This window comes from Streptomyces sp. NPDC090994 (assembly GCF_044768905.1).
GTDB lineage: Bacteria > Actinomycetota > Actinomycetes > Streptomycetales > Streptomycetaceae > Streptomyces.
In genome coordinates, this window is record NZ_JBIVWS010000004.1 from 297,785 (window position 1) to 323,104 (window position 25,320).

Consider the following 25,320-nt stretch of genomic DNA (forward strand, 5'->3'; position numbering starts at 1 on the left):
GCCGGGTGGAGACCGACCTGCACGCGCTGCTGAGGTCGCTGCGGGTCTGGGACCCGGCGGTGACCGAGCTGCCGCCGTTCGACCCGGACGCCGCGCCCGCCGAGCCGCTGCCGCTGTTCACGCGTTGGTTCGCCGAGGCGGTGGGGGCCGGGGAGCGCGAGCCGCACACCGTGTCGCTGGCGACAGCGGACGCGGCGGGCCGGCCGGACGTGCGGATCGTGATGCTGCACGGCGCGGACGCCGGCGGCTGGTCCTTCGCCACGCACTCCGGCAGCCGCAAGGGCGGCCACCTCGCCGCCCGCCCGCACGCGGCCCTCGCCTTCTACTGGCCGGTCCTCGGCCGCCAGGTGCGGGTGCGCGGCCCGGTCACCGCCGCGCCGCCCGAACAGGCCCAGGCCGATCTGCGCGCCCGCTCGACGGGGGCGCTGGCCGCCGCCCTCACCGGCCGGCAGAGCGAGCCGCTGGCCTCGCTCGACGCCCTGGCCCAGGCGTCGGCGACGGCCTGGGACCGGGCCCGCCGGGACCCGGACGCCCCGGCACCGACCTGGACCCTGTACCGCCTCGCCCCCGACGAGGTGGAGTTCTTCCAGGGCGACCCGCACCGCCGCCACGTACGGCTGGCCTACCGGCGGTCGGGGGAGGGCTGGAGCAGGGGCTTGCTGTGGCCCTGACGCCTCAGGTCCCCTCCGGCGGCGCCGGCGACTCCGGTGCCTTCGGTGCCTTCGGTGCCTTCGGTGCCTGCGGCGACTGCGGCGACTTCGACGATTCCGGTGCCTGCGGCGCCTTCGGCGGCTGCGGCGGCTGCGGCGGCTTCGACGATTCCGGTGCCTTCGGCGACTGCGGCGACTGCGGCGATTCCGGTGCCTTCGGCGGCCGCGGCGGCTCGTCCGTCGCCAGCCGCGCGTGCAGGTGCACGTCGCGGAACGCGTCGTGCCGGTCCGCCTCGAACATCGCCCCGCGCAGCACCCCCTCGGCTCGGAAGCCGCACCGTTCGGCGACCCGGCAGGAAGCTCCGTGGCCCATGCCGTGGCCCAGCTCCAGCCGGTGCAGCCCCAGCCCGGTGAAGGCGTACTCCGCGGCCAGCAGCAGGGCCCGGGTGGCGACGCCCTTGCCGCGGGCCTCGGGGAGGACCCAGTAGCCGACGCGGGCCAGCCGCAGGGGCCGGCTGATCTCGTTGACGCCGATGTGGCCCAGTGTCGCCCCGGTCTCCTCGTCGGTGATCCGGAACGACACGGACCGGCCCTCCGCCTCCTCCTTCGCCCGGCCCCGCAGCGCCTCGCGGACGCCGTCGAGGTCGGTGACGAGCTTCAGCGGGGTGTTCCAGCGCCGGAAGTCGGGGTCCAGCAGCCCGCGCAGCCAGGCTTCCGCGTCGGCGCCGGACTCGGGGTCCCAGGAGCGCAGGCACAGGCCGTGGCCGCGGGGGCGAGGGAGAGGGGGTCGATCACTGGTTCGGGACATGCGGCCATTCAATACCTGTACGGGCCACGCGGTCGGCTCCGTGTTCCGCTGTGAGTCACCCGTGAAACTGTGCGTCCCCCGTGAATCGGCCGGTTCGCCCGCAGATTGTTGGCAATCTTGTCGGCAATTGACTTACGTTCACGGACGCAAGCCCGTACAGACCCAGGAGGGCGTCAACGTGAAGCACAGGGCAGTCAAGCGCAGGAGCGTCGTGATGGGGATCGGCGCGACCGCCGGCGTCGCCGCGGTGGGCGGCATCGCCCTCAGCGCGCAGGCCGAGGGCAAAAAGGGCGGCTCCTCCGCGTCCGGCACCCTGGTCTTCGACGAGGACGCCTACACCACGCTGACGACGACCGTCACGGACGCCGCCGGCGACGAGCACGAGGTGACGTACCGCTTCTGGAAGGCGATCACCTACGTCGCCAAGCCGGTCGACGAGGCGTACCAGAGCCTGAACATCAGCGTGCCCGTGAAGATCGACGGCAAGACCGTCGACGCGACCGGCGCCCCGATCCTCTTCGCGAACTCCGTCGGCGGCTACATGCCCTCGTCGGTCGCCGAGGCCACCGGCGTGGGCGGCGGCGGCATGGGCGGCGGCGGGGCCGCCCCGAGCGGCTCGGCCGCCCCCTCGGCCTCCGCCTCCTCCTCCACGGGCACCGAGTCCGGCAGCTCCGCCCAGCTCAGCGGCGGCAAAATGGTCAGCCTGCCGCAGCTGGGCCTGGCGGCCGGGTACGTGGTCGTGGAGCCGGGCGCCCGTGGCCGCACCCTGAAGAACTCCGCGGGCGAGTACTACGGCACCGCCCCCGCCGCCATCGTCGACCTGAAGGCCGCCGTCCGCTACCTGCGCGCCAACAAGGGCCGGGTCCCCGGCAACGTGGACCGGATCTTCTCCACCGGCACCAGCGCCGGCGGCGCCCTGTCCGCGCTGCTCGGCGCCTCCGGCGACAGCCCGCTCTACGAGGAGCACCTGAAGGAGATCGGCGCCGCCGACGCCTCCGACGCGATCTTCGCGACCGGCGCCTGGTGCCCGATCACCGACCTGGAGCACGCCGACGGCGCCTACGAGTGGAACTGGGGCACCAACAAGCTCAGCACCGGCGAGCAGGTCGACCAGACCGTCTCCAAGGAGCTGAAGTCGCAGTTCGCCGAGTACCAGGCCGGCCTGAAACTGCGCGGCCTGGGGAACTTCGGCACGCTCAACGCCCGCAACTACGACGAGTACCTGCTCAAGACGTACATGCAGCCGTCGGCCACCAAGTACCTCGCGGCCCTCTCGGACGCGGACCGCACGACGTACCTGGCCAAGAACACCTTCCTCACCTGGGACGGGAAGAACGCCACCTTCACCTGGGCCGACTACCTCACCCACGTCGGCGCCCGGAAGAAGGACGCCCCCGCCTTCGACCTGTTCGCCTTCCCCACCGACACCTCGGACACGATGTCCGGCGACATCAACAACCTGTTCGGCAAGGGCACCGAGCAGTACCGCCACTTCACCCTCTACAGCCTGCGCGAGGACAAGGGGAGCAGCGCCCGCCTGGCGAGCGACATCCCCGAGAAGCTGCGGCTGATGAACCCGATGTACCACCTGGTCGACAAGGTCAACGCCGGCCGCACCAAGCACTGGTGGATCCGCCTCGGCGCGGCCGACTCCGACACCTCGCACACCGTCTCCGCCAACCTGGCCGCCGCCGCGCACCAGTTGGGCGACGAGGTCAGCCACCTCTACTACTGGGACGCGGGCCACGGCGCCAACGAGGACGCGGGCGACTTCATCGCGTGGATCGCCAGGACGGCCGGGTACCAGGCGGCCTGACCGGCGACCGGCAGTGCGTGACCGGGCCCGCCCCTACGGCAGTACGGGGGCGGGCCCGCCGGCGTCGGCCGGGCGGCGGCGGATCACCAGGGCCATCAGGGCCGCCGCCGCGCACAGGGCCCCGGAGGCGTACCAGACCACGTCGTAGGAGCCGAAGGCGTCGCGGGCGACGCCGCCGAGGAAGGCGACCAGGGCGGCGCCGACCTGGTGGGAGGCGAGGACCCAGCCGAAGACGATGGCGCTGTCGTCGCCGAACCGCTCGCGGCACAGGGCGAGGGTGGGCGGGACGGTGGCGACCCAGTCGAGGCCGTAGAAGACGATGAAGAAGATCATCGGGGGGTGGACGGCGGGGGCGAGGAGCATCGGGAGGAAGAGGAGGGAGACGCCGCGCAGGGCGTAGTAGACGGCGAGCAGGCGGCGGGCCTCGAAGCGGTCGGTGAACCAGCCGGAGGCGATGGTGCCGACCACGTCGAAGACGCCGATGACGGCGAGCAGCGAGGCGGCGGCGGTGACCGGCATGCCGTGGTCGTGGGCGGCGGGCACGAAGTGGGTCTGCACCAGGCCGTTGGTGGAGGCGCCGCAGATCGCGAAGGTGCCGGCCAGCAGCCAGAACGGGCCGGTGCGGGCGGCGGAGAAGAGGACGGCGAGGGTGCGGCGCGCGGCCCCGGTGACGGGGACGGGCTTGGGTACGAACTCCTCGGCGCCGTACGGCTTCTGGCCGAGGTCGGCCGGGTGGTCGTGGAGCAGCAGCCAGACGAAGGGGACGACGGCGAGGGCGGCGAGGGCGACGGTGACGGCGGCCGGGCGCCAGTCGTGGTGCTCGACGATCCAGGACAGCAGCGGCAGGAAGATCAGCTGGCCGGAGGCGGAGGCGGCGGTGAGGACGCCGCTGACCAGGCCGCGCCGGGTGGTGAACCAGCGGTTGGTGACGGTGGCGGCGAAGGCCAGCGCCATCGAGCCGGAGCCGAGGCCGACCAGCAGGCCCCAGCAGAGCAGGAGTTGCCACGCCGACTGCATCCAGACGGTCAGTCCGGAGCCGAGCGCGATCACGGTCAGGGCGACGGCGACCACCCGCCGGATGCCGAAGCGGTCCATGAGCGCCGCGGCGAACGGGGCGGTCAGCCCGTAGAGCGCGAGGTTGACGGAGACGGCGGCGCCGATGGTGCCGCGGGACCAGCCGAACTCCTGGTGCAGCGGGTCGATGAGGATGCCGGGCACGGAGCGGAAGGCGGCGGCGCCGACGATCGTCACGAAGGTGACGGCGGCGACGAACCAGGCGCGGTGCACCCGGCGGCGGGGCGGGGCGTCCTCGGTCCCCGGTACGGCGGCTGCTGCGGCGTCGGCGTCGGTTGTCTGGGTCACGTCATGCAGGGTGCGTCATCGGGCGGGGACGGATCGAGTGGCCCGGAGGACATGGTTCGCTAGGATCGGGCCATGACGTCCGACCGGCCGCCGAGCCGCCCGCACCGGGTCGTCGTCCTCGCCCTGGACGGCGTGCTCCCCTTCGAACTGGGCATCCCGCAGCGCATCTTCGGCCGCGCCCGGGCCGTCGACGGCGGCGGTGCCGAGGGCCGGGACACCGGCCCCCGCGCGCTGTACGAGGTCGTCACCTGCTCGGTCCGGCCGCCCGGCCCGGTCCTCACCGACGCCGACTTCGAGATCCTCGTGGCGCACGGCCCGGAGGCCCTGGCCACCGCCGACACGGTCGTCGTGCCCGCCTCCTACGAGCTGGGCCCGGTCTACGAGGAGGGCGTACTGACCGCTGAACTGGCCGCCGCCTTCGCCCTGATCCGCCCCGGCACCCGGCTGGTCGCCATCTGCACGGGCGGCTACGTCCTCGCCGCCGCCGGTCGCCTCGACGGCCGCCCGGCGACCACCCACTGGGCGTCGGCCGAACACTTCCAGCGACTGTTCCCCCAGGTCAGGGTCGACCCGGACGTGCTGTTCGTCGACGACGGCGACGTGCTGACCTCGGCCGGGGTCGCGGCCGGCATCGACCTGTGCGTGCACCTCGTACGCCGCGACCACGGCACGGCCGTCGCCAACGATGTCGCCCGGCGGACCGTGGTGCCGCCGCACCGCGACGGCGGGCAGGCGCAGTACATCGAGCGGCCGGTGCCCGACCCGCAGCAGGCGTCCACCACCGCCGCCCGCGCCTGGGCCCTGGACCGGCTGCACGAGCCGATCCAGCTGCGGGACATGGCGGAGCGGGAGGCCATGTCGGTCCGGACGTTCACCCGCAGGTTCCGCGAGGAGGTCGGGGTCAGCCCCGGCCAGTGGCTGACCCGGCAGCGCGTCGACCGGGCCCGGCACCTGCTGGAGTCGACCGGCCTGTCGGTGGACCAGGTGGCCCGGGAGGCCGGGTTCGGCACGGCCCAGTCGATGCGGCAGCACCTACAGGCGACGCTCGGGGTCACCCCGACCGCGTACCGGCGGACGTTCCGCAGCGGGTCCGGGCCGCGCGAGCGGGCCGCGGCCCGCTGACCGGGCGTCCCGCCGGACCTCCCCCCACCAGCCCACGGACGTGAGGACGAGGGTCAGCCCGACGCCGGCCAGGATCGCGGTGGACGGGGCGGCCACCTCCAGCAGGATGCCGGCGAGGCCGCCCGTCGCCGCGTACCCGGCGCCCGCGGCGGCGTACATCACCGCGTACCCGGCGGCCAGGGCGCCCGGCGGCAGGGCCTCGCGCAGGGCGAGGTTGCGGGTGAGCAGCGCGCAGGACTGGAGCGTGCCGCCGAGGACCAGCCCCGTCGCGATCGCGGCCGTGCCGGGTATCAGCGCCATCCCCACCACACAGGCCGACGTCCCGCACAGCAGGACCGCGCTGCGGTCGCGCAGCCGCCCCGGCCAGGAGCGCAGTCCGTAGAGGAAGGCGCCGGCGCCCGAGCCGACCGCCATGCCCATGAGCAGCGGGCCGGCCCAGCCGACGCCGACGCCGCGCTGTTCCAGCAGGGCCGGCAGGACGATCTCGGCGAGGCCGAGCAGGGTGAGGCCGGCCGCGCCCGTGACGTACACCGGCCAGGCGGCGGCCAGGACGCGCAGGACCGGCTCGCGCGTGGCCCCGGCGGCACCGGTGTCCTCGCCGCCCCAGCCGGCGGGCAGCAGTCGCAGTACGGCGGCGGAGACGGCCATCGAACCGGCGGCGAGCAGCAGGGGCAGGTGCGGGGCGACGCCGAGGGCGAGGGCGGTGACGGCCGCCGGGGAGACCGCCCAGACGCCGGACGTCAGCATCGACTCGACGGACAGCGCCTGGGCGACGGCCCGCTCCGGGACCAGTTCGGTGAGCAGGGTGCGCAGCCCGCCGGCCGCCGCGGCGGGCGCGGCTCCGGCGAGGAACGCGAAGGCGGCGAGCGTCGCGGCGGGCGCCTGCGGCAGCAGCCCGAGCCCCGCGAAACCGGCGGCGCCGGCGAACAGGCCCGCCGCCAGGTGCCGGCGGGCGCGGTCGGGCCGCAGCCGCAGGCCGAGCAGCGGGGCCCCGACGATCTCCCCGATGACGTACACCGAGGCCAGGACCGCGCCCAGCGAGTACCCTCCCGGTCGGTCCCGGACCAGGAAGACCAGGGCCAGCGGTGCCATGGCCACCGGCATACGGGCGCCGAGGGCGGTGCAGGCCCAGATCAGCACCGGCCGGGTGGCTACGTCGCGGTAGGTCATGCGAGGACGGTAGGGCCGGGGTCCGACAACGCCCCAGCCGATTTCCGGACCTGTGGACAACGCGGTCCGTGCGCCCCCACTTTTTCTCCACAGCCTGTGGACAACTTCAGGGAACCCGTCCGCGAGCGGACGGCGGTGCGGCGCCCTCACCCCGAGACCGCGCCCGCGCACCGCCGCCCGACCCGACGGTCCGCCTCGGCCCCGGAGCCGCGAGGGGATCGCCGTCGCGTCACGACCCACACTCGCCGAGGACTCCCGTCAGGGGCCCTCGCCGTCCCCTCGCGGCGAATCGCTGACCTCCAGGGTGAACGCACGGTCACATACCGTCAACATTCCGGGGCGGCGTTCGCGTGGATACATCCCGTTTCGCTCCTCAAGCGCACGGGTGCACGGCCGGGCGCAACGGGGCGCACCTCCGACGGGGGGGCGGGGCCGGGGCGCCGGGGCTGGGGGGCCGGGGGCTGGGCCGGGGCGCCGGGGCAGGGGGGCCGGGGCAGGGGGCTGGGGCAGGGGGCTGGGGGCTGGGGCAGGGGCCGGGGGCAGGGGCCGGGGGCAGGGGGGCTGGGGCAGGAGGGCTGGGCGTCACGCTCCCCCGACCTCACATCACCGCCTCGTACGCCGCCAGCCCTTCGAACTCCGCCGCCGCGGCGCGGTCCGCGCCGGACTCCTCGTTCTGGGCGCAGCGGTCCAGCTCGCACCAGATGCGCTTGCCGGTCTCGTCCCGGCTCCAGCCCCAGCGGTCGGCGAGCCCGTCGACCAGGGCCAGCCCCCGGCCGCCGGTCGCGTCACCGTCCGCGCAGCGGAACACCGGGGCGCGCCCGCTGGCGTCGGCCACCTCCAGCCGGACGGTGGCGTCCTCCGCCGCCTCCGGCTTCTTCTCGGGCAGGCAGAGCCGGAGCACCGCCGGGCGGCCGGTGTGCACGACCGCGTTGGTGACCAGTTCGGAGACGAGCAGGACCAGGGTCTCGGCAAGCGGCTCGTCGTCCCGTATCCCCGCCCCCGTCAGTCTCGAACGGGCCCATCTCCGGGCCCGCCCGACCTCAGCGGGGTCGGGCCGGATCTCCAGCTGCACTTGAAGCACCTGCACCGCTCACACCATCCGAACCGGCGGACACTTGGACGTGCGCCTCGCGAGGGCCACGGTCGTGGCCAGCTTCTGCTTGGCCGGGACTACGGCCGGGACCGGGATCACGGACCGTGACCCCGTTGTGGGACAGCATGGTTGACGTAAAGTCACGTCAACAAGCGCTTCAGGCATATTCCAGCGCGAAGGAGTACCCGTGCGCCATACTGTGCGACGCTCGCCGCGGGCAGTCGAACAGGCGGCGGAAGCCCCCGGTTCCGGAGCCTCCGCGGGGGTGGCGCCGAAACGGTTCGCGCCCGGCGCCACGCGCGTTCCGGACAAGGTACCGGAGCCCGCCGCCGACTGCGGGCTGTGACGGGTCACGCCCGGGGCACGACCCGGTGAAGACGCTCCGTGATCACCGGATGCCGCGATCGGCGACGTCATGGACCGGGAGGGCGCCCGGGGATGCGGGACGCCTCACTCCCCCACCGTGAAGTAGCGGGCGAAGGCCGGCACGACGTCCTCCTCGACGACCTTCCCGTCGCCGTCCGCGTCGAGCGCCTCGGCCACCGGGCGGGCGGTCTCCGCGGGGACCCCGAGGGCGGTGAGCAGCCGTACGGCCTCCTCGACCGTGACGGCTCCGTCGCCGTCGGTGTCGGCCACGGCGAGGGCCGCGTGCAGGAAGGGACGGGCGATCCCGGCGAACCGGTCCGGGGTGTCCCGCAGGCGCTTGACCGCGCCGGTGACGAACTCCTCGCGGGTGATGCGCTGGTCGCCGTCGCGGTCGGCGATACCGGCCATGCCCTGCCAGAACGCCTCGGCGCCGCCGTACAGCGCCTGGCCCTTGTCGGAACGGGCCGCGACGGCGAACTCCGCGAGCAGGGCCTTGGCCGCCTCGCTGAAGTCCTCGCGGTCGATGCAGCCGTTGCCGTTCTGGTCGAAGGTGGCGAACCGGTCGGCGATCCTGCGCTCGTTCTCGCTGCTGACCATCTCTTCTCTGGCCGCCTTACGTCGGGTGGGGATGTCTCGTATGTCACGTATGTCACGCACATCGTGCATGTCACGTACGCCGGGCATGCCGCGCATGCCTTGCTGGGAGCGTACGACGGCGGCGGGTACCCCCGCACCGAAAAGTGACGTCCTCACCAAGACCGGGCGAACACCGGTACAACGGCGTGACGAAACGATGACGTGTGCGGCGGCGCTACGCGGACAGCGGACGCGGTTCGTCGCCGGTCGCCGACGCGAGGTCGGGGTGGACGTCGAACAGCCTGCGCACCCCCAGCGCGGTGAGGACCCGGTTGACGTGGGAGCCGTCGACGGCCCCCTGGGCGGGCAGTATCAGCCGCAGCCGGCCCTGGCAGGAACGTATGAGGCGCCGGGAGGCGATCAGCACGCCCACGCCGCTGGAGTCGCAGAACAGGACGTCGGAGAGGTCGAGGACCAGACTGTGGCGCCCTTCGGCCACGGCGTCGTGCACCCGCTGGCGCAGCGCCGGCGACGACACCAGGTCCAGCTCGCCCGAGACCTGGACCACGGTCCATCCGCCCCGCTCGTCCCCGGTCACATGGAACGCCACCACCAAGCCCTCCTTCCCTCGCGCGAAACGGAAGCCACGCCTACGTTTCTTCGGCGCGCGCCTGCCCACCGGCCGTTCCCGCAAACGCACCGTGAAAAACAAGAAACGGTCAGAAGCGGCCGGTTTCCGATCCCTACGATCTCATTCGGTCCGCCGGCCGTCGCGGGTCCTTACCATCCGGGGCGCTCCGGGGGCTCACATTGGCGCAAAGGGGCGTGCACGGTCATACGTGCCGACTACATTCGAGAAGGCGATGGCCGCAGGCTGGACACCGGGCGGGACCTGGGCGGGACCGGCCGGCCCGTCGGACACGAGCAGGGGGTGAAGGGGCCGCATGGCGACGCAGGACGCACCGCTCGGCTGGGACCGCAAGATGCAGCAGCGGCTCGCGCGCGGCGAGGCCGCCGCACTCGGCGAGCTGTACGACCGGTACTCCTCCCTCGTGCACGGCCTCGCCCACCGGGTGCTCGACGAGCAGCGCGCCGCCGACGCCGTGACCCGCGAGGTGTTCACCCACGTCTGGGAGCACCCGGACACCTACGACCCCAAGCAGGGACCGATGCGCACGTGGATCGCCGGGCTGACGCACCGGCTGGCCGTGCAGCGGCTGCGGGCCGCCGGGACGGCCGCCCTCGCCCGCGGCGGCCCCGGCACCGCCGAGGACCTGGAGCGCAGGGTGCGCCACGCGTCGGTCGCCGCCCGCGCCGACTACATCGTCCAGTCCATGCCCGCGCCGTTGCGGTCCGCCCTGGAGCGGGCCTACTTCCAGCGCCGCGACTACCGCCAGACCGCCGTCGACCTCGGCATCACCGAGGACGAGGCACGCCGCCGGCTCCGCCTGGGCCTCCAGCTCCTCTCCACCGCCCACGACGCGACGGCCCCCGGCACGCCCGGGGCTCCGCCCGGCTACGGAGGTGCGGCATGAGCGGCATGAGCGCCGGGGCGGGACGGTACCGGGTGTACGACGGACGCCGTCTGACGGACACAGGCGAAGGGACCCACGGGACGATGAAACCCGGCGAAGCCGGCGGCCCTGACCGGACGGACGACACGGTGGGACCGGAGGGGCGGGACGGACCGGAGGGGCGGGAAGTACCCGAGGAACCGGAGGGCCGCCCGGAGGAACCGGAGGGCCCGGAAAAGCCGCGGAAAGGCGGGGCCCACCGACCCGACGGCCCAGGCCGTGCCGACGGCCCCGGCGCAGGCAGCGGCGCCGGCGCAGGCAGCGGCGCCGGCGCAGGCAGCGGCGCCGGCGGAGGCAGTAGGTCCGGAGCCGGCGGACCCGGAGACGGCGGGCCGGGGCCCGGCCCGCGGGGAGCCGGGGGCGGCCGTCCCCGGATACCGCTGCCGCGGGTCTCGGTCGAGGACAGCGGGCTGCCGCTGCCCGCCCTGCCGCACCCCGGCCCCGCGCCCCTCGCGCTGGAGCACACCGTGCTGAAGTCGCTCCTCGGCGCCTGGGCGCTGGCCGCCTGTTCCCGGGAGGAGGCCGCCGCCGTCGACCGGCACCTCGGCGAGTGCGGGGCCTGCGCGGAGGAGGGCCGGCGACTGCGCCAGGCGGTCGGGCTGCTCCAGCCCCCGGACACCCTCGACCCCGACCCGGCCCTGCGCACCCGCGTCCTGGACCTCTGCCTCGAACGGCGTCCACCGCGCATCCCGGTGCCCGAGTGGGCCATGCCCTACGACGCCGAGACCGCCCGCCTGGACGCCCTGCTCCAGGACTTCGGGGACGCGGAATGGCACGCCCCGGTGCGGCTGCGCTGGTTCTCCGACGACGGGACGGCCAGCCGCCGCACCACCGTCGCCGGCGTCATCGCCCACCTGCTCGCGGTCGACGGCCTGGTCGCGGTCGCCCTGGGCCTCGCCGACCCGCTCGGCGACATCACGCCGCGGGCCCCGGCCCCGGCGGGCCGTACCGAGGCGTACTGGCGGGCCTCGCACCTGCCGCCCACCCGCGCGGTCCGCGCGCCCTGGCGGGAGCAGAGCCACGCCCTGATCCGGACGACGGCGTTCACCGGCGGCGGCGCGTCGGGGCGCGACTCGGGCGCGGGCCGGATGCCGGTGGCGTACGGCGACTGCGAACTGCCGTTGCGCGACGCGATGCTGGACCGGGCCTTCGAGTGCTGGGTGCACGCCGAGGACATCGCCGAGGCGGTGAACTACCCCTACGAGCCGCCCTCGGCCCGCCATCTGCACCGCATGATCGACCTCGCGGCCCGGATGCTGCCGACCGTGCTCGCGGAGCGCCGCCGGAGCGGGAAGGCCGCGCCGGGTGCGCACCGGCACCTGGTGACGGCGGGGGCGCCGGGGCGCAGTCTGCGGCTGGACATCGAGGGATCGGGCGGCGGGGAGTGGTACATCCCGCTGGACTCGCCGGCGGCGGTGGGCTCCGCCGAGCGCGAGGTGGCGTACGTCGCCCTGGACGACGTGGAGTTCTGCCGCCTGGCGGCGGGCCGGGTCCCTCCGGAGGAAGCGGCGGCGGGACAGTCCGGCGACCGCGAGGCGATCAGGGACGTACTCTTCGCCGCCGCGAGCCTGAGCCGGATGTAGGGGGCCGGTCCGTCGCGGGGCGGCTGCGGCCACGTCGTGGTCGCTCGCGCCCCTGAAGGCGCGTGCAGTCAACGTACCTCCAGGGGCGCGGGGAACTCCGCGACCAGCCCCCACGCACCCGCACCCGCCCGCGCATCAGAACCCCCGCCCCCCCTAGGCGAACACCACCGTCCGCCGCCCGTTCAGCAGAATCCGCCGCTCCGCGTGCCACTTCACGGCCCGCGCCAGCGCCTGGCACTCCACGTCCCGCCCGATCGCGACCAGCTGGTCCGGCGTGACGTCGTGCCCCACCCGCTCGACCTCCTGCTCGATGATCGGCCCCTCGTCCAGGTCCGCCGTCACGTAGTGCGCCGTCGCCCCGATCAGCTTCACGCCCCGGGCGTGCGCCTGGTGGTACGGCTTGGCGCCCTTGAAGCTCGGCAGGAAGGAGTGGTGGATGTTGATGATCCGCCCGCTGAGCTGCTTGCACAGGTCGTCGGAGAGCACCTGCATGTACCGGGCGAGGACGACCAGTTCGACGTCGGCCTCCCGCACGATCTCCAGCAGCCGCGCCTCCGCCTGGGCCTTCGTGTCCTTCGTCACCGGGATGTGGTGGAACGGAATGTCGTAGGAGGCCACCAGCTCGGCGAAGTCGGTGTGGTTGGAGACGACCGCGGCGATGTCGACCGGGAGCGCCCCGATGCGGGTGCGGAACAGCAGGTCGTTCAGGCAGTGCCCGAACTTGCTGACCATCAGCACGACGCGCATCTTCTCGTCGGCCCGGTGGATCTGCCAGTCCATCTGGAAGGAGTCGCCGATCGCCGCGAAACTGGCCCGCAGCTTGTCCACGGTCACCGGCGCCTCCGCCGAGAAGTGGACCCGCATGAAGAACAGACCCGTGTCGTGGTCGCCGAACTGCTGGCTGTCCTCGATGTTGCAGCCGGTCATGAAGAGGTAGCTCGACACGGCGTGCACGATGCCCTGCTTGTCGGGGCAGGAGAGGGTGAGGACGTACTGGTCGGCGGGGGCCGCGGGACGGGTGGACTGCTCGTTCATGCCGGACAGGGTCCCATACCCGGACCCCCGGCCGGAGAGCGTCCCGTCACACGGACCGCACCATGATGTTCAGCACCTCGAGGCTGCGCGGCACCGTGTCCGGGTCGTCCCCGTCGCTGGTCGCCAGCCGGACGTGCGCGTCCCGGGCCGCCCGCACCGCGTCCGGCCAGGCCGCGTGCTCCAGGTACGCGGCCACCGGCGCGTCCGGCCCGACCTGGTGCATGATCCGCAGGACCCGCAGCACCGCGGTGTCGACGAGCGCCGCCTCCTGGGAGTCCCGGAAGATCGTGCCGACGTACTTCTCCGCGGACCAGTGGTCCAGCCAGGTGTCCTCCACCAGCCGGTACACCGCGTCGGTGACGTCTCCGTACCCGTCCGTCCCGGCCAGCCAGACGTCCCGCTGGAAGGCGGGGTCGGAGAGCATGTGCAGCGCCGACCGCACGTTGCTGCGCCAGCGCCACCACGGCATGTCGTTGAGAGGCATGCCGCCCATGGTGGAGGAGCGACGGCCGCGACGGGAAGAGTTCTCCGAACCTTGCACGGTCATCGATCGTACGTTCCTCTCCATGCTTGCCTCACAGGCACCCGCAATTCACCGCGAGGACACCGTCCGTCGACCGGAGGGCGCCCCCAGGTTAGTCCCGTGACGGAATCGTACGGTTTCATGACCGGCAGGCGACGCATCAGCAGAACCTCCCTGTCCCTGGGCGCACTCGCGGCGTGCGCGTCGCTCGCCGTCGGCTGCGGGGTCGTCCCCGGGGTCACGGGGGGCTCCGGGGACGACACCATCACCGTCATGACCTGGGCCCCCCAGGGCACCGACGCCACCAACAAACCCGGCATGCCCGCGCTCGCCCAGGCCTACGCACGCTGGGTCAACGAGCACGGAGGGCTCTCCGGCCACCCGCTCAAGGTCCTGACCTGCAACGACCACAACGACAGCGTGGCCGCGGCCAAGTGCGCCCGGCGTGCCGTCCAGGAGGACGTCGTCGCGGTCGTCGGCTCCTACAGCCAGTACGCCGACTCCTTCCTCCCCGTGCTGGAGGGCGCCGGCATCCCCTACATCGGCGGCTACGGCATCACCAGCGAGGAATTCACCAGCCCGCTCTCCTACCCCGTCAACGGCGGCCAGCCCGCGCTGCTGGCCGGCCTCGGCGCCGCGCTGGCCGACGGCTGCGGGCCCGTCACCCTGGTCCGGCCCGACACCATCGCCGGCGACCAGCTGGCCCCGCTGCTGGACTCCGGCCTCACCGCGGGCGGGCACGCCGGCGCCCAGGACCAGCGGGCGGCGGAGGACGCCACCGAGTACGGCGGCCAGGCCGACCGGGCGCTGCAGCGCTCCACCGAGGGCGGGGCGGCGGAGCCGGGCTGTGTGGTGCCGGTGCTCGGCGACCGCACCGACACCTTCATGGACTCCTTCCGGCGGGCCCGGGACGCCTACGCCGAGGTGCGCACCGCGACCGTGCTGGGCAGCGTCGACCAGTCCACGGTCAACGCCACCGGCGGGGCGTCGAGCCCGTACGAGGGGTCGTACGTCACCGGCTGGTACCCGGTGGAGACCGACGAGCTCTGGGACCCGATGAAGAAAGTGATCAAGGAGAAAGCATTCGGCGACAACCGCGTCGACGCCGCGGACGCCGGGGTGCAGACCACCTGGATCGCGTACACCGTGCTCAAGAAGGTCGTCGCCGCGCTCGGCGACGGCGAGGTGACCGCCGACGCCATCACCGGCGCCCTGGACGACGGTCTGAAGATCGACACCGGCGGGCTCACCCCGACGCTGCACTGGACGTTCGCCGCCGACCTGGCCTCCGTGGGCTTCCCGCGGCTGGTGAACACCGACGTCACCCTCCAGGTGGTACGGGAGGGACGGCTGGTGTCGGCCCGCAACGGTTTCCTCGACACCGTCGAGACGCTGCGGAACGCCGACGTGACCTGAGGCGGCGGGGACCGGGCGGACCGGAACCGGGCGGGCCCCGGGCGCATGCGCCCGGGGCCCGCCCGTGCCGCCGTTCAGAGCTGCACCGGGGTGCGTTCGGTCAGGCCCCACTTCTTGGCGATCACGTTCCACAGCTTGGCGGCCTTCGCCTTCTCGGTGCTGGCGACGCCGCTCTCCTTGTTGCCGGCCGCGGTCTGCCCGGTGGTGCGGGCCTGGCCCTTCTTGCAGCCCTTCTTGCCGGCCGCCTGGTCCGCCCAGGCCGCGTAGTGGTCGTCGGCCGACGCCGACGCCTGCCACGCCTTGGTCAGGGCCGCGGTCAGCTCCGCGTTGCCCGGCAGCTGGTCCACGGACAACTGCGAGAGCCGGGTGACCAGTTCGGTGCGCTGCTGCGCCGCGTCGCGCAGGCTCTGCGCCGCCTGGGACAGGTTGTCGCAGGACTTCACGTCCGCCACGGCGTCGATCACCGTCTGCCGGCTGTCACCGCTGTCGGCGAGCAGCGCGTCCAGCGCGACGGCCTGCTCCCGGGCCGGGTCGGCGGACGCCGACGCGGAGCCCTCGGTGGCGGGGGCCGTGGCGGACACGGTCTGGTTCTTGCCGGCGTCGTCGTCACCGCCGCCGCCGGCCAGCAGCGCGCCGGTGCCGATCCCGACGACGGCGATCGCGACGCCGACGGCCGCGATCAGCGGCACCCGGGAGCCGGTCCGCCCGCCCCGGCCGCCGCCGCGCCGGCCGCCGCCGGTGTCCTGCGGGGCGTAACCGTGCGGAGCGGCACCGGGCCGGGGCGGCTGCGGGCCGCCGACGACGGGCATCTGCTGGGTGGAGCCGGACGGGCCGTCGGCGGCCGGGGCACCGCGGAAGAGGTTGTCGAACTCGGCGGGCGGCTGCCGCCCCGCGTCCCCGCCGGGCACACCGGTCCCCCCGGGCACGCCGCCGAACGGCGCCCCCGCGGGTTGGCCGGGCACGGGCGGGATGTACTGCGTGGCCTCCGCGTCGGAACCGGTGGCGGGCGGCGGCAGCGGGCCGGGCCCCGGCGCGGCGTGGTGCTGAGCCGGCTGCTCCGGCGGCAGCGCGCCGGGCGCGACGGGCGGCAGGTACTGGGTGGCCCCCTCCTCGGCGGACGCGGGAGCGGGCGGTAGGTGCGGTATGTACTGGGTGGCGCCCTCGTCGGCGGCGGGCAGGGCCTGCGCCGGTACGGGCGGCAGGTACTGGGTGGCCTGCTCCTGGGCGTGCGCGGGCGGCAGCGGCACGGCGGGGCTGCCGCCCGGCCCGCCGTGTCCGCCTTGGCCGCCCTGACCGCCGTGTCCGCCCTGGCCCCCCTGACCGCCCTGACCGCCCTGGGGGGCGTACGGGGGCTGCTGGGCGCCGTAGGCGGGGGGCTGGGCGCCGTAGGCCGGCGGCTGACTCCCGTACCCCGGCTGCTGGTTGCCGTACGCCGGGGGCTGGTTGCCGTACGCCGGGGGCTGGTTGCCGTACGCCGGGGGCTGGTTGCCGTACCCCTGCGGGGTGCCGTAGGCCGGGGCCTGGGCGCCCTCCGGGGGGAGCGGGCCCGGGCCCGGCTGCGGCGGTGGGCCGGGCGGGGTCCGGTCGGACCAGGCGTCCGGCGCCTGCTGCCCGGGGGCGCCGGGAGCGCCCCAGGGGTTGGGGCCGCCGGGCGCCTCGTGGCCTGCGGGCGGGCCCTGGTGTCCGCCCGGGCCCCACGCCTGGTTCCACGCCTGTCCGCCGTCGGGGGCGGAGGCGGGGGGCGGGGCGGGCGGGCCGGACGGCGGACCGGCGGCTGCGCCCGTCATGCCCGGCAACAAGGGCTCGCCGCCGTCGGAGGGCAGCACGATGCCTTCGCGCGCCGGGCGCCGCGAGGGCTCCTCGCCCTGTCCACTCTGTGTCACCGGGACTCCTACGAATGGGGGACCTTCGGAATCGTCGGCTCACGCTACCGGTCCCCCGAACCCGCTGCCACGCCGCACGGGGCCTGACCTCCTTCCCTGTGACCGCGATTACAGCACCGGCCCCCTGCCGGCCCCCCGTGCTCCGTCGGCGTCCCCCGCTCCCGGCCGCCCCCTCGTGCGCCCCCCGTTCACCCGCCGCCCGTTCACCCGCCGCCCGGGCCGGAGTTCACGCGGCCGCCTGGAGATCGACCCGGGCCCCGAACTCCCGTACCACCGCCTCCTCCCGGTACGGCTCCAGCCGCTGCTGGAGGTCCTCCAGATACTCGGCGCCCCGGTTGGAGCGCAGGGTGGCGAGGAGTTCGACCGCCTTCGTGCCCGTACCGCACGCCTCCTCGATCTCCCGCCGCTGCACCTGGGCGCTGGCCAGCAGGACGTACCCGATGGCCCGCCGGCGCGCCCGGCTGCGCGGGTGGCGGGCCAGGGACTCCTCGGCGTACCGCGCCGCCGCGTCGGCCTGCCCCAGGTCCCGGTGGCAGTGCGCCAACTCGTCGGCGAGGTAGGCCTCGTCGAAGTGGGCGATCCAGGCCGGGTCGTCCCCGGAGTCCTGGTCGGCGGCCTCCAGCGCGGCCTCCGCCCGGCCCGCCGCGTCCTGGGCCGCCCGCGCGTCGCCGAGCAGGGCGTGCCCGCGGGCCTCGGCGGCGTGGAACATCGACTCCGCGCGCGGCGTGACGCGCCCCCGCGCCCCCTCCTGCGCCGCGCGCGCCAACTGCGCGATCTCCCGGGGGTTCCCGAGCTGCGCGGCGAGGTGGCTCATCGACGCGGCGAGCACATAGCCGCCGTAGCCGCGGTCGCCGGCCGCCTGGGCGAGCCGCAGCGCCTGGATGTAGTAGCGCTGGGCGAGGCCGGGCTGGCCGGTGTCGACGGCCATGTACCCGGCCAGTTCGGTCAGCCGGGCCACCGCCGCGAACAGGTCCCGGCCGACCGCCTCCCGGTAGGAGCCGGCGAGCAGCCCGGAGACGACGCTGTTGAGGTAGTGCACGACGACCGGGCGCACGTGCCCGCTGCCGTACTGGTGGTCCAGGTCGACCAGCGCCTGGGTCATCGCCCGCACCGCCGCCACGTCGGACTGGCCCACCCGGGGCCCGGCCGCGCGCGCCACCTGCGCGTCAGGCGCGGAGATCAGCCAGTCCCGGCTGGGCTCGACCAGCGCGGACGCCGCGACGGAGGACCCGGACAGGAAGTCCCGGCGTCCCACGTCGCTGCGCCACAGCTCGCAGACCTGCTCGATGGCGCCCAGTACCGTCGGCGAGAACTGGAGGCCGACGCCGGACGCGAGGTTCTTGCCGTTGGCCATGCCGATCTCGTCGATCGTGACCGTACGGCCGAGTTTGCGTCCCAGCGCTTCCGCGATGATCGCCGGTGCCCGGCCCCGCGGCTGCTGTCCGCGCAGCCAGCGGGCCACCGACGTCTTGTCGTACCGCAGGTCGAGACCGTGCTCGGCGCCGCACATGTTGACCCGGCGGGCGAGCCCCGCGTTGGAGCAGCCCGCTTCCTGGATGAGCGCCTGCAGCCGTTCGTTCGGCTGCCGCGCGACGAGAGGCCTTGCGGCCATGGCGTACCCCCTGCTTCATGGCTCGGGTGCCTGCCCGTGCACCGAGTTGACGTGACTTCCGCGGCCGGCGGAGTCCGGGCGGTCCGGCGAGGCGGGCCAACCGAAAGGAACCGGCCGTGGAGATCAGTGCCCCGCTGACATGCGGAAAATGCGAGGCTTGCGAGGTTTGCCGGGTAAACGGCCGTCGCCGTGTCCCCCTGCCCTGGCTACCCAACTCCCGCCGCGGATCCTCCCGCGCGCCCCCGGAGGTGCAACCATGCGCCCCGACCGCGGAGCCGGTGCTCTCCCCCCGCGCGCGCACGGGCCGTAACCCGCGGTGGGCACGGGAGTTGAGATCCACGTGGAAGAGACGATCCCGGGCACCGAGACCGCACAGATTCCCCAGCAGCGCGGCGCATCGCTGCTGGAGGCCGCCGTTCGCTACGCCGAGGAGCGTCACTGGGACGTGTTCCCCGGCACCTGGCTGGAAGCCGTCGACGGGGAGCAACGCTGCTCCTGTGCGGCCCCGGCGTGCGCCGCCCCCGGCGCGCACCCGGCGCGCGCGGACTGGGCGGGCCAGGCGACCGGCAGCGCGACCGTGGCCCGCCGGATGTGGCAGAAGCAGCCGACGGCGTCGATCCTGCTGCCGACCGGGCGCGCGTTCGACGCGATCGACGTGCCGGAGACGGCCGGGTTCCTCGCGCTGGCCCGCATGGAGCGGATGCGGCTGACGCTGGGGCCGGTGACGTTGAGCCCGGACCGGCGGATGCGGTTCTTCGTCCTGCCGGGGGCCGCGGCGAAGGTGCCGGAGCTGGTCAGGGGCCTGGGCTGGTCGCCGGTGACGCTGGATCTGACGGCGCTGGGCGAAGGGGAGTGGGTGGCGGCGCCGCCCACCCGGTACGGGACGCGGGGGGCCGTGCAGTGGGCGTGCCCGCCGACCCGGACCAACCGGTGGCTGCCGGACGTGGAGGAGCTGCTGCCGCCGCTCGCCTACGCGTGCGGGCGGGACCGGTAGCGCCATCCCGTCCGCCGGGTGCGGGCGTTCGGCGCGTGCGGGCCCGTCGCGGTGCCTCTTCCGGGCCGCTTGACCCGCCGTAGGGTTCGGGTATGACCTCAGCCGTACGCGTACAAGGGCTTTGGAAGCGATTCGGGCAGCAGGTGGCTGTCGGGGGGATCGATCTCGATCTGCCCGCCGGGAAGTTCATCGGACTGGTCGGGCCCAACGGGGCCGGGAAGACCACCACCTTGTCGATGGTGACCGGGCTGCTCAGGCCGGACCAGGGGACGGTCGAGGTGGTCGGGCACGACGTCTGGCGCGATCCGGTGGAGGTGAAGGCCCGGATCGGCGTACTGCCGGAGGGGCTGCGGCTGTTCGAGCGGCTGTCGGGGCGGGAACTGCTCGGCTACACCGGGCGGTTGCGGGGGCTGCCCGGCGAGGAAGTGGACAAGCGGGCCACGCAGCTCCTCGACGTCCTCGACCTGGCCGGTGCCCAGCACAAGCTGGTGGTCGACTACTCGACCGGCATGCGCAAGAAGATCGGCCTGGCAGCCGCGCTGCTGCACAACCCCGAAGTGCTGTTCCTGGACGAGCCGTTCGAGGGCGTCGACCCGGTGTCGGCGCAGACCATCCGGGGCGTCCTGGAGCGGTACACCGCCTCCGGCGCCACCGTCGTCTTCTCCTCCCACGTCATGGAGCTGGTCGAGTCGCTGTGCGACTGGGTGGCCGTGCTGGCCGCCGGGCGCATCCGGGCCACCGGGCCGCTGGCCGAGGTGCGCGGGGACGCGCCCTCGTTGCAGCAGGCGTTCCTGGAGCTGGTCGGCGCGGGCGGCCGGGACGCGGGGAGTGACCTGGACTGGCTGGGCGGCGGTTCCCGATGAGCGCCGCGCCCGCGTCGGCCACCGCCTCCGCCGACGCCTCCGTCACGTCCGTGACGTCGGTCTTCGTGCGGCTGAAGCTGTCGCTGCTGCGCAACGGGCTGCGGCAGTCCGCCGGCCGGCGGGCCGCCTACGTCGCCTCGGCCGTCGTCGTGCTGCTCTTCGCCGTGCTCCAGCTCATCGGCCTGATCGCGCTGCGCGGGCACGCCCACGCGGACGCGCTGGTCGTCCTGCTGACGGCGGTGCTGGCGGTGGGCTGGGCGGTGATGCCGCTGTTCTGGCCGGGCGGCGACGAGACGCTGGACCCGACCCGGCTGGTGATGCTGCCGCTGCGGCCCCGGCCGCTGGTACGGGCCCTGCTGGCGGCCTCGCTGGTGGGCATCGGGCCGCTGTTCACGCTGTGCCTGACGGCCGGTTCGGTGATCGCGCTGGCGCACGGCGGTGCGGCGTACGCCGTCGGGGCCGTCGGCGCGGTGCTCGCGCTGCTGGTGTGCGTGGCGCTCGCGCGCGCCGTCGCCGCCGCCAACGTACGGCTGCTGACCAGCCGCAAGGGGCGGGACCTCGCGGTGCTCAGCGGGCTGGTCGTCGCGGTCGGGGCGCAGTTCGTCAACTTCGGCGCGCAGCGGCTCGGTTCGTCCGGTCTCGCGGAACTCGCGCCCGTCTCCGACGTGCTGAGCTGGGTGCCGCCCGCCTCGGCGATCGGGGCGGTGCAGGCGGCGAGCGAGGGCGCGTACGGGACGGCGCTGGCGCGGCTCGCGCTGTGCGCGGCGCTGCTGGCGCTGCTGCTGGCGGTGTGGGCGCGGCACCTGACCCGGCTGATGACCACGCCCGACGGGTCGACCCTCCCGTCCGGCGGTACGGCGCGCGAACGGGGGTCCGCCGGGTCGGCGCGGCTGCTGCCCGCGGGGCGCACGGGCACCGTCATGGAGCGCAGCCTGCGGTACGTGTGGCGCGACCCGAAGACCAAGGCGGCCTGGGTGACCTCCCTGGCGATCGGCCTGATCGTGCCGGTCTTCAACGCCTTGCAGGGCACCGGCTCGCTCTACTTCGCCTGCTTCGCCGCCGGGATGCTCGGCCTCCAGATGTTCAACCAGTTCGGGCAGGACACCTCCGCCTTCTGGATGGTCGCGATGACCATCTCCTCGCCCCGGGACGCCTACGTCGAGCTGCGCGCGCGGACCTTCGCCCTGCTGCTGATCAGCCTGCCGTACGCCACTCTCGTCACCGTCCTGACCACGGCGCTGCTCGACGACTGGGCGCGGCTGCCGCAGGCCCTGGGCCTGTCCCTGGCGCTGCTCGGCGCGATGCTGGCGGCCGGCGCCTGGGCCTCGGCGCGCTTCCCGTACTCCATTCCCCAGGAGGGCTACAAGAACGTGGTCCCCGGTCAGGCCGGGCTCGCCTGGGTCTCGATCTTCGGCGGGATGGTGGCCGCCGCCCTGCTGTGCGCGCCCGTCATCGCGCTGACGGTGTGGCTGAGCGTCAGCGCGGGCGGGGACGCGTGGACGTGGGTGGTGCTGCCGGTGGGGGCGGTGTACGGGGCCGTGCTGGTCGTGCTGGGGCTGAGGTTCGCGGCGCCGCTGACGGCCGGGCGGCTGCCGGAGATCCTGACGGCCGTCAGCAAGGGGTGAGGCCGCGCGACCGGCCCGCTCAGTCCCGGAGGCTGTCGAGGAACGGTTCGACGACCGCGCGCCAGGCCTCCGGCTGGTCGTAGTGGACCAGGTGGCCGGCGTCGGCGACCTCCGCGTACCGGCCTTGCGGCAGCACCCGGACCATCTCCTGCGCCTCGGCGCGGCCCAGCTCGCCGTCGAGGCCGCGGACGACCAGGGTGGGGCAGCCGACCTGGGCCAGCTCGTCCCAGTGGGCGTCGTGGATCCAGGTCTCGCGGGAACTGAGCATCTGCTCCGGCTCGAAGACCGGGCGCCAGCCGTCCGCCGACTCCGCCATCACCTCGGCGTAGAAGGCGCCGCGGGCCGGGTTCGGCCGGTCCGTCCAGGGGTCGTCCTCGCCGAACCACTTGCGTACGTCGGCGAGCGTGGCGAAGGGGACCGGCCAGGACCGGAACCACTGGGTCCACTCCTGCTGCGAGGCGGCGCCCAGCGCGGACGCCCGCATGTCGCAGATGACCAGGCCGCGGACCAGGTCGGGGTGTCTGGCGGCGAACTGCCAGGCGGTCAGCGCGCCCATGGCGTGGCCGATCAGGACGGCCGGGGCGAGGCCGAGCTGGTCGAGCGCGGCGCCGACGTCCTCGACGTACGCCTCGCGGGTGAAGGACGCCCGCGGGGGCTTCTCGCTGCGGCCGTGGCCGCGCTGGTCGAGGGCGACGGCGCGGTGGCGCCCGGAGAGCCAGCGGGCGGTGGCCGCCCAGTGCGAGGCGCGGCCCATCAGGCCGTGCAGCAGCAGGACCCCCGGGGCGGTCGCCCCGCCGGCCGCCCCGCCGGTCGCCTGGCCGGTCGCCTCGCCGGCCGTCGAGGCGGTCGTCGAAGCGGTCGTCGGGCCGGCCGCCTGGTCGGTCTTGGGTGGGTCGCCGAACTCCCAGGCCGCGAGGCGTACGCCGCCCGCCCCGGTCACGTCGATACGCCGCGCCATGGTCCTGGCACCCCCAAGATCCGCTCGGACCTGATCTGCCTGCCGTGCTGGTCGTACTCGTCCTGCCACCGCAGAGTATCGAATGGTTATTCGAAAAAACCGTCCTGCCGGGCAATACCCCTCGTTCGAGTGACACCCTCCGGGGATTGGCCGCCGCTGTCGAGGGGAGATCTTCAGCGGGAGGCGGACCGCTCGGGGAAAACGGTCCGAGGGGATGACCCTGAGAGCTCGGGGCTCCGGGTCAGCACAGGGGAGGGCAGGCCCCGGCGCCGCACGGCGCCGGGGCCCTCTGTCGTCTGCGCGGCACGTCCTCCCCCTCTCCGGACCGCGACTGCCCCTCGCGGCCCCGAGCCTTCGTCATATGCCTCAGCGACAGCCTCGCACGCGAACCGCGCGGACGCTGCTGTTCGGGCGGACCGAATTCGGCATTCGACGGGATGGAAACGCCGGCGCAACATCGGCGCCGGTCACGGCAGTGCCCGGACCGGCGCCCGGCACCGGTTCAGCACGTGGTACCGGTTCAGCGCTTGGCGACGAAGACGTGGGAGGCGACCTCCGACTCCAGCTCGGCCGCCTCGCCGCCGCTGCCCACCAGCACGCCGCCCGCGGACTCCGTCACGCTCACCACCGAACCGGGCTGCACGCCCGCCCGGCGCAGCGTGTACATCAGCTGGGCGTCCGTCTGGATCGGCTCGCCGATGCGGCGCACGATCACCGACTTGCCCTCGGCGCCCGGGTCCAGCTCGGAGAGCGCGACCAGGCCGGCGTCCAGGAACGGGTCGGCGGTGTCCGTCTCGCCCAGCTCCTCCAGGCCCGGGATCGGGTTGCCGTAGGGCGACTCGGTGGGGTGGCGCAGCAGTTCGAGGACGCGGCGCTCCACGGCCTCGCTCATCACGTGCTCCCAGCGGCACGCCTCGGCGTGCACCTGCTCCCACTCCAGACCGATCACGTCGACGAGCAGGCACTCCGCGAGCCGGTGCTTGCGCATCACGCGGGTGGCGAGCTTGCGGCCCTCGTCGGTCAGCTCCAGGTGCCGGTCGCTGGCGACGGAGACCAGGCCGTCGCGCTCCATCCGCGCCACCGTCTGGCTGACCGTCGGACCGCTCTGGTCGAGCCGCTCGGCGATCCGGGCGCGCATGGGGACCACACCTTCCTCCTCCAGCTCGAGGATGGTGCGGAGATACATCTCCGTGGTGTCGATCAGTCCGGACATACGTGCCCCTTGATGAGATCTTCCGGAGGCTCGACGGCTCTCCGGCGCGTGCGCTGGCCCTGCCATCAATTCTGACGCATACCGCTGACAACCGTGCCGCGCCGAGGAGAAGGGCCGAACGGGGTATCGAGCGTACCGCCCGGGCCCTTGCCTCCGTGTCCGCCGTGTTGACACCGCGCTGGTCCGGACCGCACCGTGAGGCGCTGCACCGTACGTCACCGCGCGCCACATCGCGCCACTGCCGTGTCGCGCCACTGCCATATCGCGCCACTGCCACACCGAAGGCCACACCGAAGGGGCTCCGCATGAGCGACCGCAAGCCGGCCGGCCAGTTCCTCGACGCGGCGGTCGATCTGCTGCACCGGGTCCGGGACGAGGAGGGAGCGGCGGTGGAGGCGGCGGGCACGCTGCTCGCGGACACCGTGGAGCGGGGCGGCCGGCTGTTCGCCTTCGGCGCGGGGCACTCGTCGCTGGCCGCGCAGGACGTCGTCTACCGGGCCGGCGGTCTGGCCCTGATGAACCTGCTGACGGTGCCGGGGGTCGTCGGTGTAGACGTGCGGCCCGCCACGCTGGGCTCCGCCCTGGAGCGCGTGGACGGCCTCGCCGGGGCCGTGCTGGACTCCTCGCCGCTGCGGGAGGGCGACGCCCTGGTGATCGTCTCCCTGTCGGGGCGCAACGCGCTGCCCGTGGAGATGGCCCTGCACGCCCGCGCGCGGGGCATCCGCGTCATCGGCGTGACCTCGGTCGCGTACGCCACCGCCACCCGGTCCCGGCACGGCTCCGGCACCTTCCTGAAGGACCACTGCGACGTCGTGCTCGACTCCAAGATCGCCGTCGGGGACGCGGAGCTGACCCTGGACACCGTCCCGGCGCCGTTCGCCCCCGCGTCCACGGTGGTCACGGCCGCGCTCATGCAGGCCGTACTGGCCACGACGGCCGCCGTCCTCGCCGACCGGGGCGTCGAACCGCCGCTGCTGCGCTCGGGCAACGTGGACGGCGGCCACGACTGGAACAAGCGGGTCCTGGAGCAGTACGGGGACCGCATCTTCTACCACCACTGAACCGGCGGGCCCGGCCC

General features: G+C 74.4%; 21 protein-coding genes and 1 pseudogene. 10 read left to right on the forward strand and 12 right to left on the reverse strand.

Annotation, left to right across the window (positions count from 1 at the left end; genetic code table 11):
* Nucleotides 1-5: 5 nt before the first annotated feature.
* Nucleotides 6-671, forward strand: a complete 666-nt coding sequence (locus ACIQR3_RS11525) for a pyridoxal 5'-phosphate synthase (RefSeq protein WP_403537387.1) — start codon at nucleotides 6-8, stop codon at nucleotides 669-671.
* Between the two features lie 190 nt (nucleotides 672-861).
* Here ACIQR3_RS11525 and ACIQR3_RS11530 read toward each other — a convergent pair.
* Nucleotides 862-1,458, reverse strand: a pseudogene (locus tag ACIQR3_RS11530) (GNAT family N-acetyltransferase); the annotation flags it as partial.
* A gap of 214 nt (nucleotides 1,459-1,672) precedes the next feature.
* On the opposite strand from ACIQR3_RS11530, the gene ACIQR3_RS11535 reads away from it, so the two are divergent.
* On the forward strand, nucleotides 1,673-3,274 hold the full coding sequence (locus ACIQR3_RS11535; RefSeq protein WP_403537796.1) for a subtype B tannase: 1,602 nt from the start codon (nucleotides 1,673-1,675) through the stop codon (nucleotides 3,272-3,274).
* Between the two features lie 33 nt (nucleotides 3,275-3,307).
* Here the strand turns inward: ACIQR3_RS11535 and ACIQR3_RS11540 are convergent, their stop codons facing one another.
* Complete coding sequence (locus ACIQR3_RS11540) at nucleotides 3,308-4,636, reverse strand: MFS transporter (RefSeq protein WP_403537389.1); 1,329 nt, start codon at nucleotides 4,634-4,636, stop codon at nucleotides 3,308-3,310.
* Between the two features lie 72 nt (nucleotides 4,637-4,708).
* Between ACIQR3_RS11540 and ACIQR3_RS11545 the strand changes: the two genes are divergently transcribed.
* On the forward strand, nucleotides 4,709-5,758 hold the full coding sequence (locus ACIQR3_RS11545; RefSeq protein ID WP_403537390.1) for a GlxA family transcriptional regulator: 1,050 nt from the start codon (nucleotides 4,709-4,711) through the stop codon (nucleotides 5,756-5,758).
* On the opposite strand, the gene ACIQR3_RS11550 is transcribed toward ACIQR3_RS11545, so the two are convergent.
* From ACIQR3_RS11550 to ACIQR3_RS11565, 4 genes are all read right to left on the reverse strand, one after another.
* A complete protein-coding gene (locus tag ACIQR3_RS11550; RefSeq protein ID WP_403537392.1) occupies nucleotides 5,669-6,928 on the reverse strand; it encodes an MFS transporter in 1,260 nt (419 codons plus the stop codon). The genes ACIQR3_RS11545 and ACIQR3_RS11550 overlap by 90 nt on opposite strands.
* A 598-nt stretch (nucleotides 6,929-7,526) precedes the next feature.
* A complete protein-coding gene (locus tag ACIQR3_RS11555; protein WP_403537798.1) occupies nucleotides 7,527-8,000 on the reverse strand; it encodes an ATP-binding protein in 474 nt (157 codons plus the stop codon).
* A gap of 471 nt (nucleotides 8,001-8,471) precedes the next feature.
* Nucleotides 8,472-8,984, reverse strand: coding sequence for an EF-hand domain-containing protein (locus ACIQR3_RS11560; protein WP_403537393.1), 513 nt, complete (start codon nucleotides 8,982-8,984; stop codon nucleotides 8,472-8,474).
* Between the two features lie 214 nt (nucleotides 8,985-9,198).
* The gene (locus tag ACIQR3_RS11565) at nucleotides 9,199-9,579 is read right to left on the reverse strand and encodes an STAS domain-containing protein (RefSeq protein ID WP_403537394.1); all 381 of its coding nucleotides are present in this window, start codon (nucleotides 9,577-9,579) and stop codon (nucleotides 9,199-9,201) included.
* A 328-nt stretch (nucleotides 9,580-9,907) separates the two neighbouring features.
* On the opposite strand from ACIQR3_RS11565, the gene ACIQR3_RS11570 reads away from it, so the two are divergent.
* On the forward strand, nucleotides 9,908-10,498 hold the full coding sequence (locus tag ACIQR3_RS11570) for a sigma-70 family RNA polymerase sigma factor (RefSeq protein ID WP_403537396.1): 591 nt from the start codon (nucleotides 9,908-9,910) through the stop codon (nucleotides 10,496-10,498).
* 83 nt (nucleotides 10,499-10,581) lie between these two features.
* Nucleotides 10,582-12,120, forward strand: a complete 1,539-nt coding sequence (locus ACIQR3_RS11575; protein ID WP_403537397.1) for a zf-HC2 domain-containing protein — start codon at nucleotides 10,582-10,584, stop codon at nucleotides 12,118-12,120.
* Between the two features lie 153 nt (nucleotides 12,121-12,273).
* Here ACIQR3_RS11575 and purU read toward each other — a convergent pair whose 3' ends face one another.
* Together purU and ACIQR3_RS11585 are read right to left on the reverse strand one after the other, a co-directional pair.
* A complete protein-coding gene (gene purU / locus ACIQR3_RS11580; protein WP_403537399.1) occupies nucleotides 12,274-13,155 on the reverse strand; it encodes a formyltetrahydrofolate deformylase in 882 nt (293 codons plus the stop codon).
* A 46-nt stretch (nucleotides 13,156-13,201) separates the two neighbouring features.
* Nucleotides 13,202-13,702, reverse strand: a complete 501-nt coding sequence (locus ACIQR3_RS11585) for a hypothetical protein (protein ID WP_403537401.1) — start codon at nucleotides 13,700-13,702, stop codon at nucleotides 13,202-13,204.
* A gap of 117 nt (nucleotides 13,703-13,819) precedes the next feature.
* Here ACIQR3_RS11585 and ACIQR3_RS11590 point away from each other — a divergent pair, with 117 nt between their 5' ends.
* Nucleotides 13,820-15,094, forward strand: coding sequence for an ABC transporter substrate-binding protein (locus tag ACIQR3_RS11590; protein WP_403537402.1), 1,275 nt, complete (start codon nucleotides 13,820-13,822; stop codon nucleotides 15,092-15,094).
* A 74-nt stretch (nucleotides 15,095-15,168) separates the two neighbouring features.
* Here ACIQR3_RS11590 and ACIQR3_RS11595 read toward each other — a convergent pair whose 3' ends face one another.
* Nucleotides 15,169-16,977, reverse strand: coding sequence for a hypothetical protein (locus ACIQR3_RS11595; RefSeq protein WP_403537403.1), 1,809 nt, complete (start codon nucleotides 16,975-16,977; stop codon nucleotides 15,169-15,171).
* A 226-nt stretch (nucleotides 16,978-17,203) separates the two neighbouring features.
* Nucleotides 17,204-18,589 carry a transcriptional regulator gene (locus tag ACIQR3_RS11600; RefSeq protein ID WP_403537404.1) on the reverse strand — a complete coding sequence of 462 codons (1,386 nt, stop codon included), beginning with the start codon at nucleotides 18,587-18,589 and terminating at the stop codon, nucleotides 17,204-17,206.
* A gap of 340 nt (nucleotides 18,590-18,929) precedes the next feature.
* Here ACIQR3_RS11600 and ACIQR3_RS11605 point away from each other — a divergent pair, with 340 nt between their 5' ends.
* From ACIQR3_RS11605 to ACIQR3_RS11615, 3 genes are all read left to right on the forward strand, one after another.
* On the forward strand, nucleotides 18,930-19,583 hold the full coding sequence (locus ACIQR3_RS11605; RefSeq protein WP_403537406.1) for a bifunctional DNA primase/polymerase: 654 nt from the start codon (nucleotides 18,930-18,932) through the stop codon (nucleotides 19,581-19,583).
* A 92-nt stretch (nucleotides 19,584-19,675) separates the two neighbouring features.
* Nucleotides 19,676-20,446, forward strand: coding sequence for an ABC transporter ATP-binding protein (locus ACIQR3_RS11610; protein WP_403537408.1), 771 nt, complete (start codon nucleotides 19,676-19,678; stop codon nucleotides 20,444-20,446).
* Nucleotides 20,443-22,071, forward strand: a complete 1,629-nt coding sequence (locus tag ACIQR3_RS11615) for a transporter (protein ID WP_403537410.1) — start codon at nucleotides 20,443-20,445, stop codon at nucleotides 22,069-22,071. Before ACIQR3_RS11610 ends, ACIQR3_RS11615 begins: the two co-directional genes overlap by 4 nt.
* 19 nt (nucleotides 22,072-22,090) lie before the next feature.
* On the opposite strand, the gene ACIQR3_RS11620 is transcribed toward ACIQR3_RS11615, so the two are convergent.
* Together ACIQR3_RS11620 and ACIQR3_RS11625 are read right to left on the reverse strand one after the other, a co-directional pair.
* On the reverse strand, nucleotides 22,091-23,029 hold the full coding sequence (locus ACIQR3_RS11620; RefSeq protein ID WP_403537412.1) for an alpha/beta fold hydrolase: 939 nt from the start codon (nucleotides 23,027-23,029) through the stop codon (nucleotides 22,091-22,093).
* Nucleotides 23,030-23,549: 520 nt separating this feature from the next.
* Nucleotides 23,550-24,242 (reverse strand): metal-dependent transcriptional regulator, encoded by a 693-nt coding sequence (locus ACIQR3_RS11625; RefSeq protein WP_215170533.1) that lies wholly within the window; start codon nucleotides 24,240-24,242, stop codon nucleotides 23,550-23,552.
* Between the two features lie 305 nt (nucleotides 24,243-24,547).
* Here ACIQR3_RS11625 and ACIQR3_RS11630 point away from each other — a divergent pair, with 305 nt between their 5' ends.
* Nucleotides 24,548-25,303 (forward strand): SIS domain-containing protein, encoded by a 756-nt coding sequence (locus tag ACIQR3_RS11630; protein ID WP_403537414.1) that lies wholly within the window; start codon nucleotides 24,548-24,550, stop codon nucleotides 25,301-25,303.
* Nucleotides 25,304-25,320 lie beyond the last annotated feature (17 nt).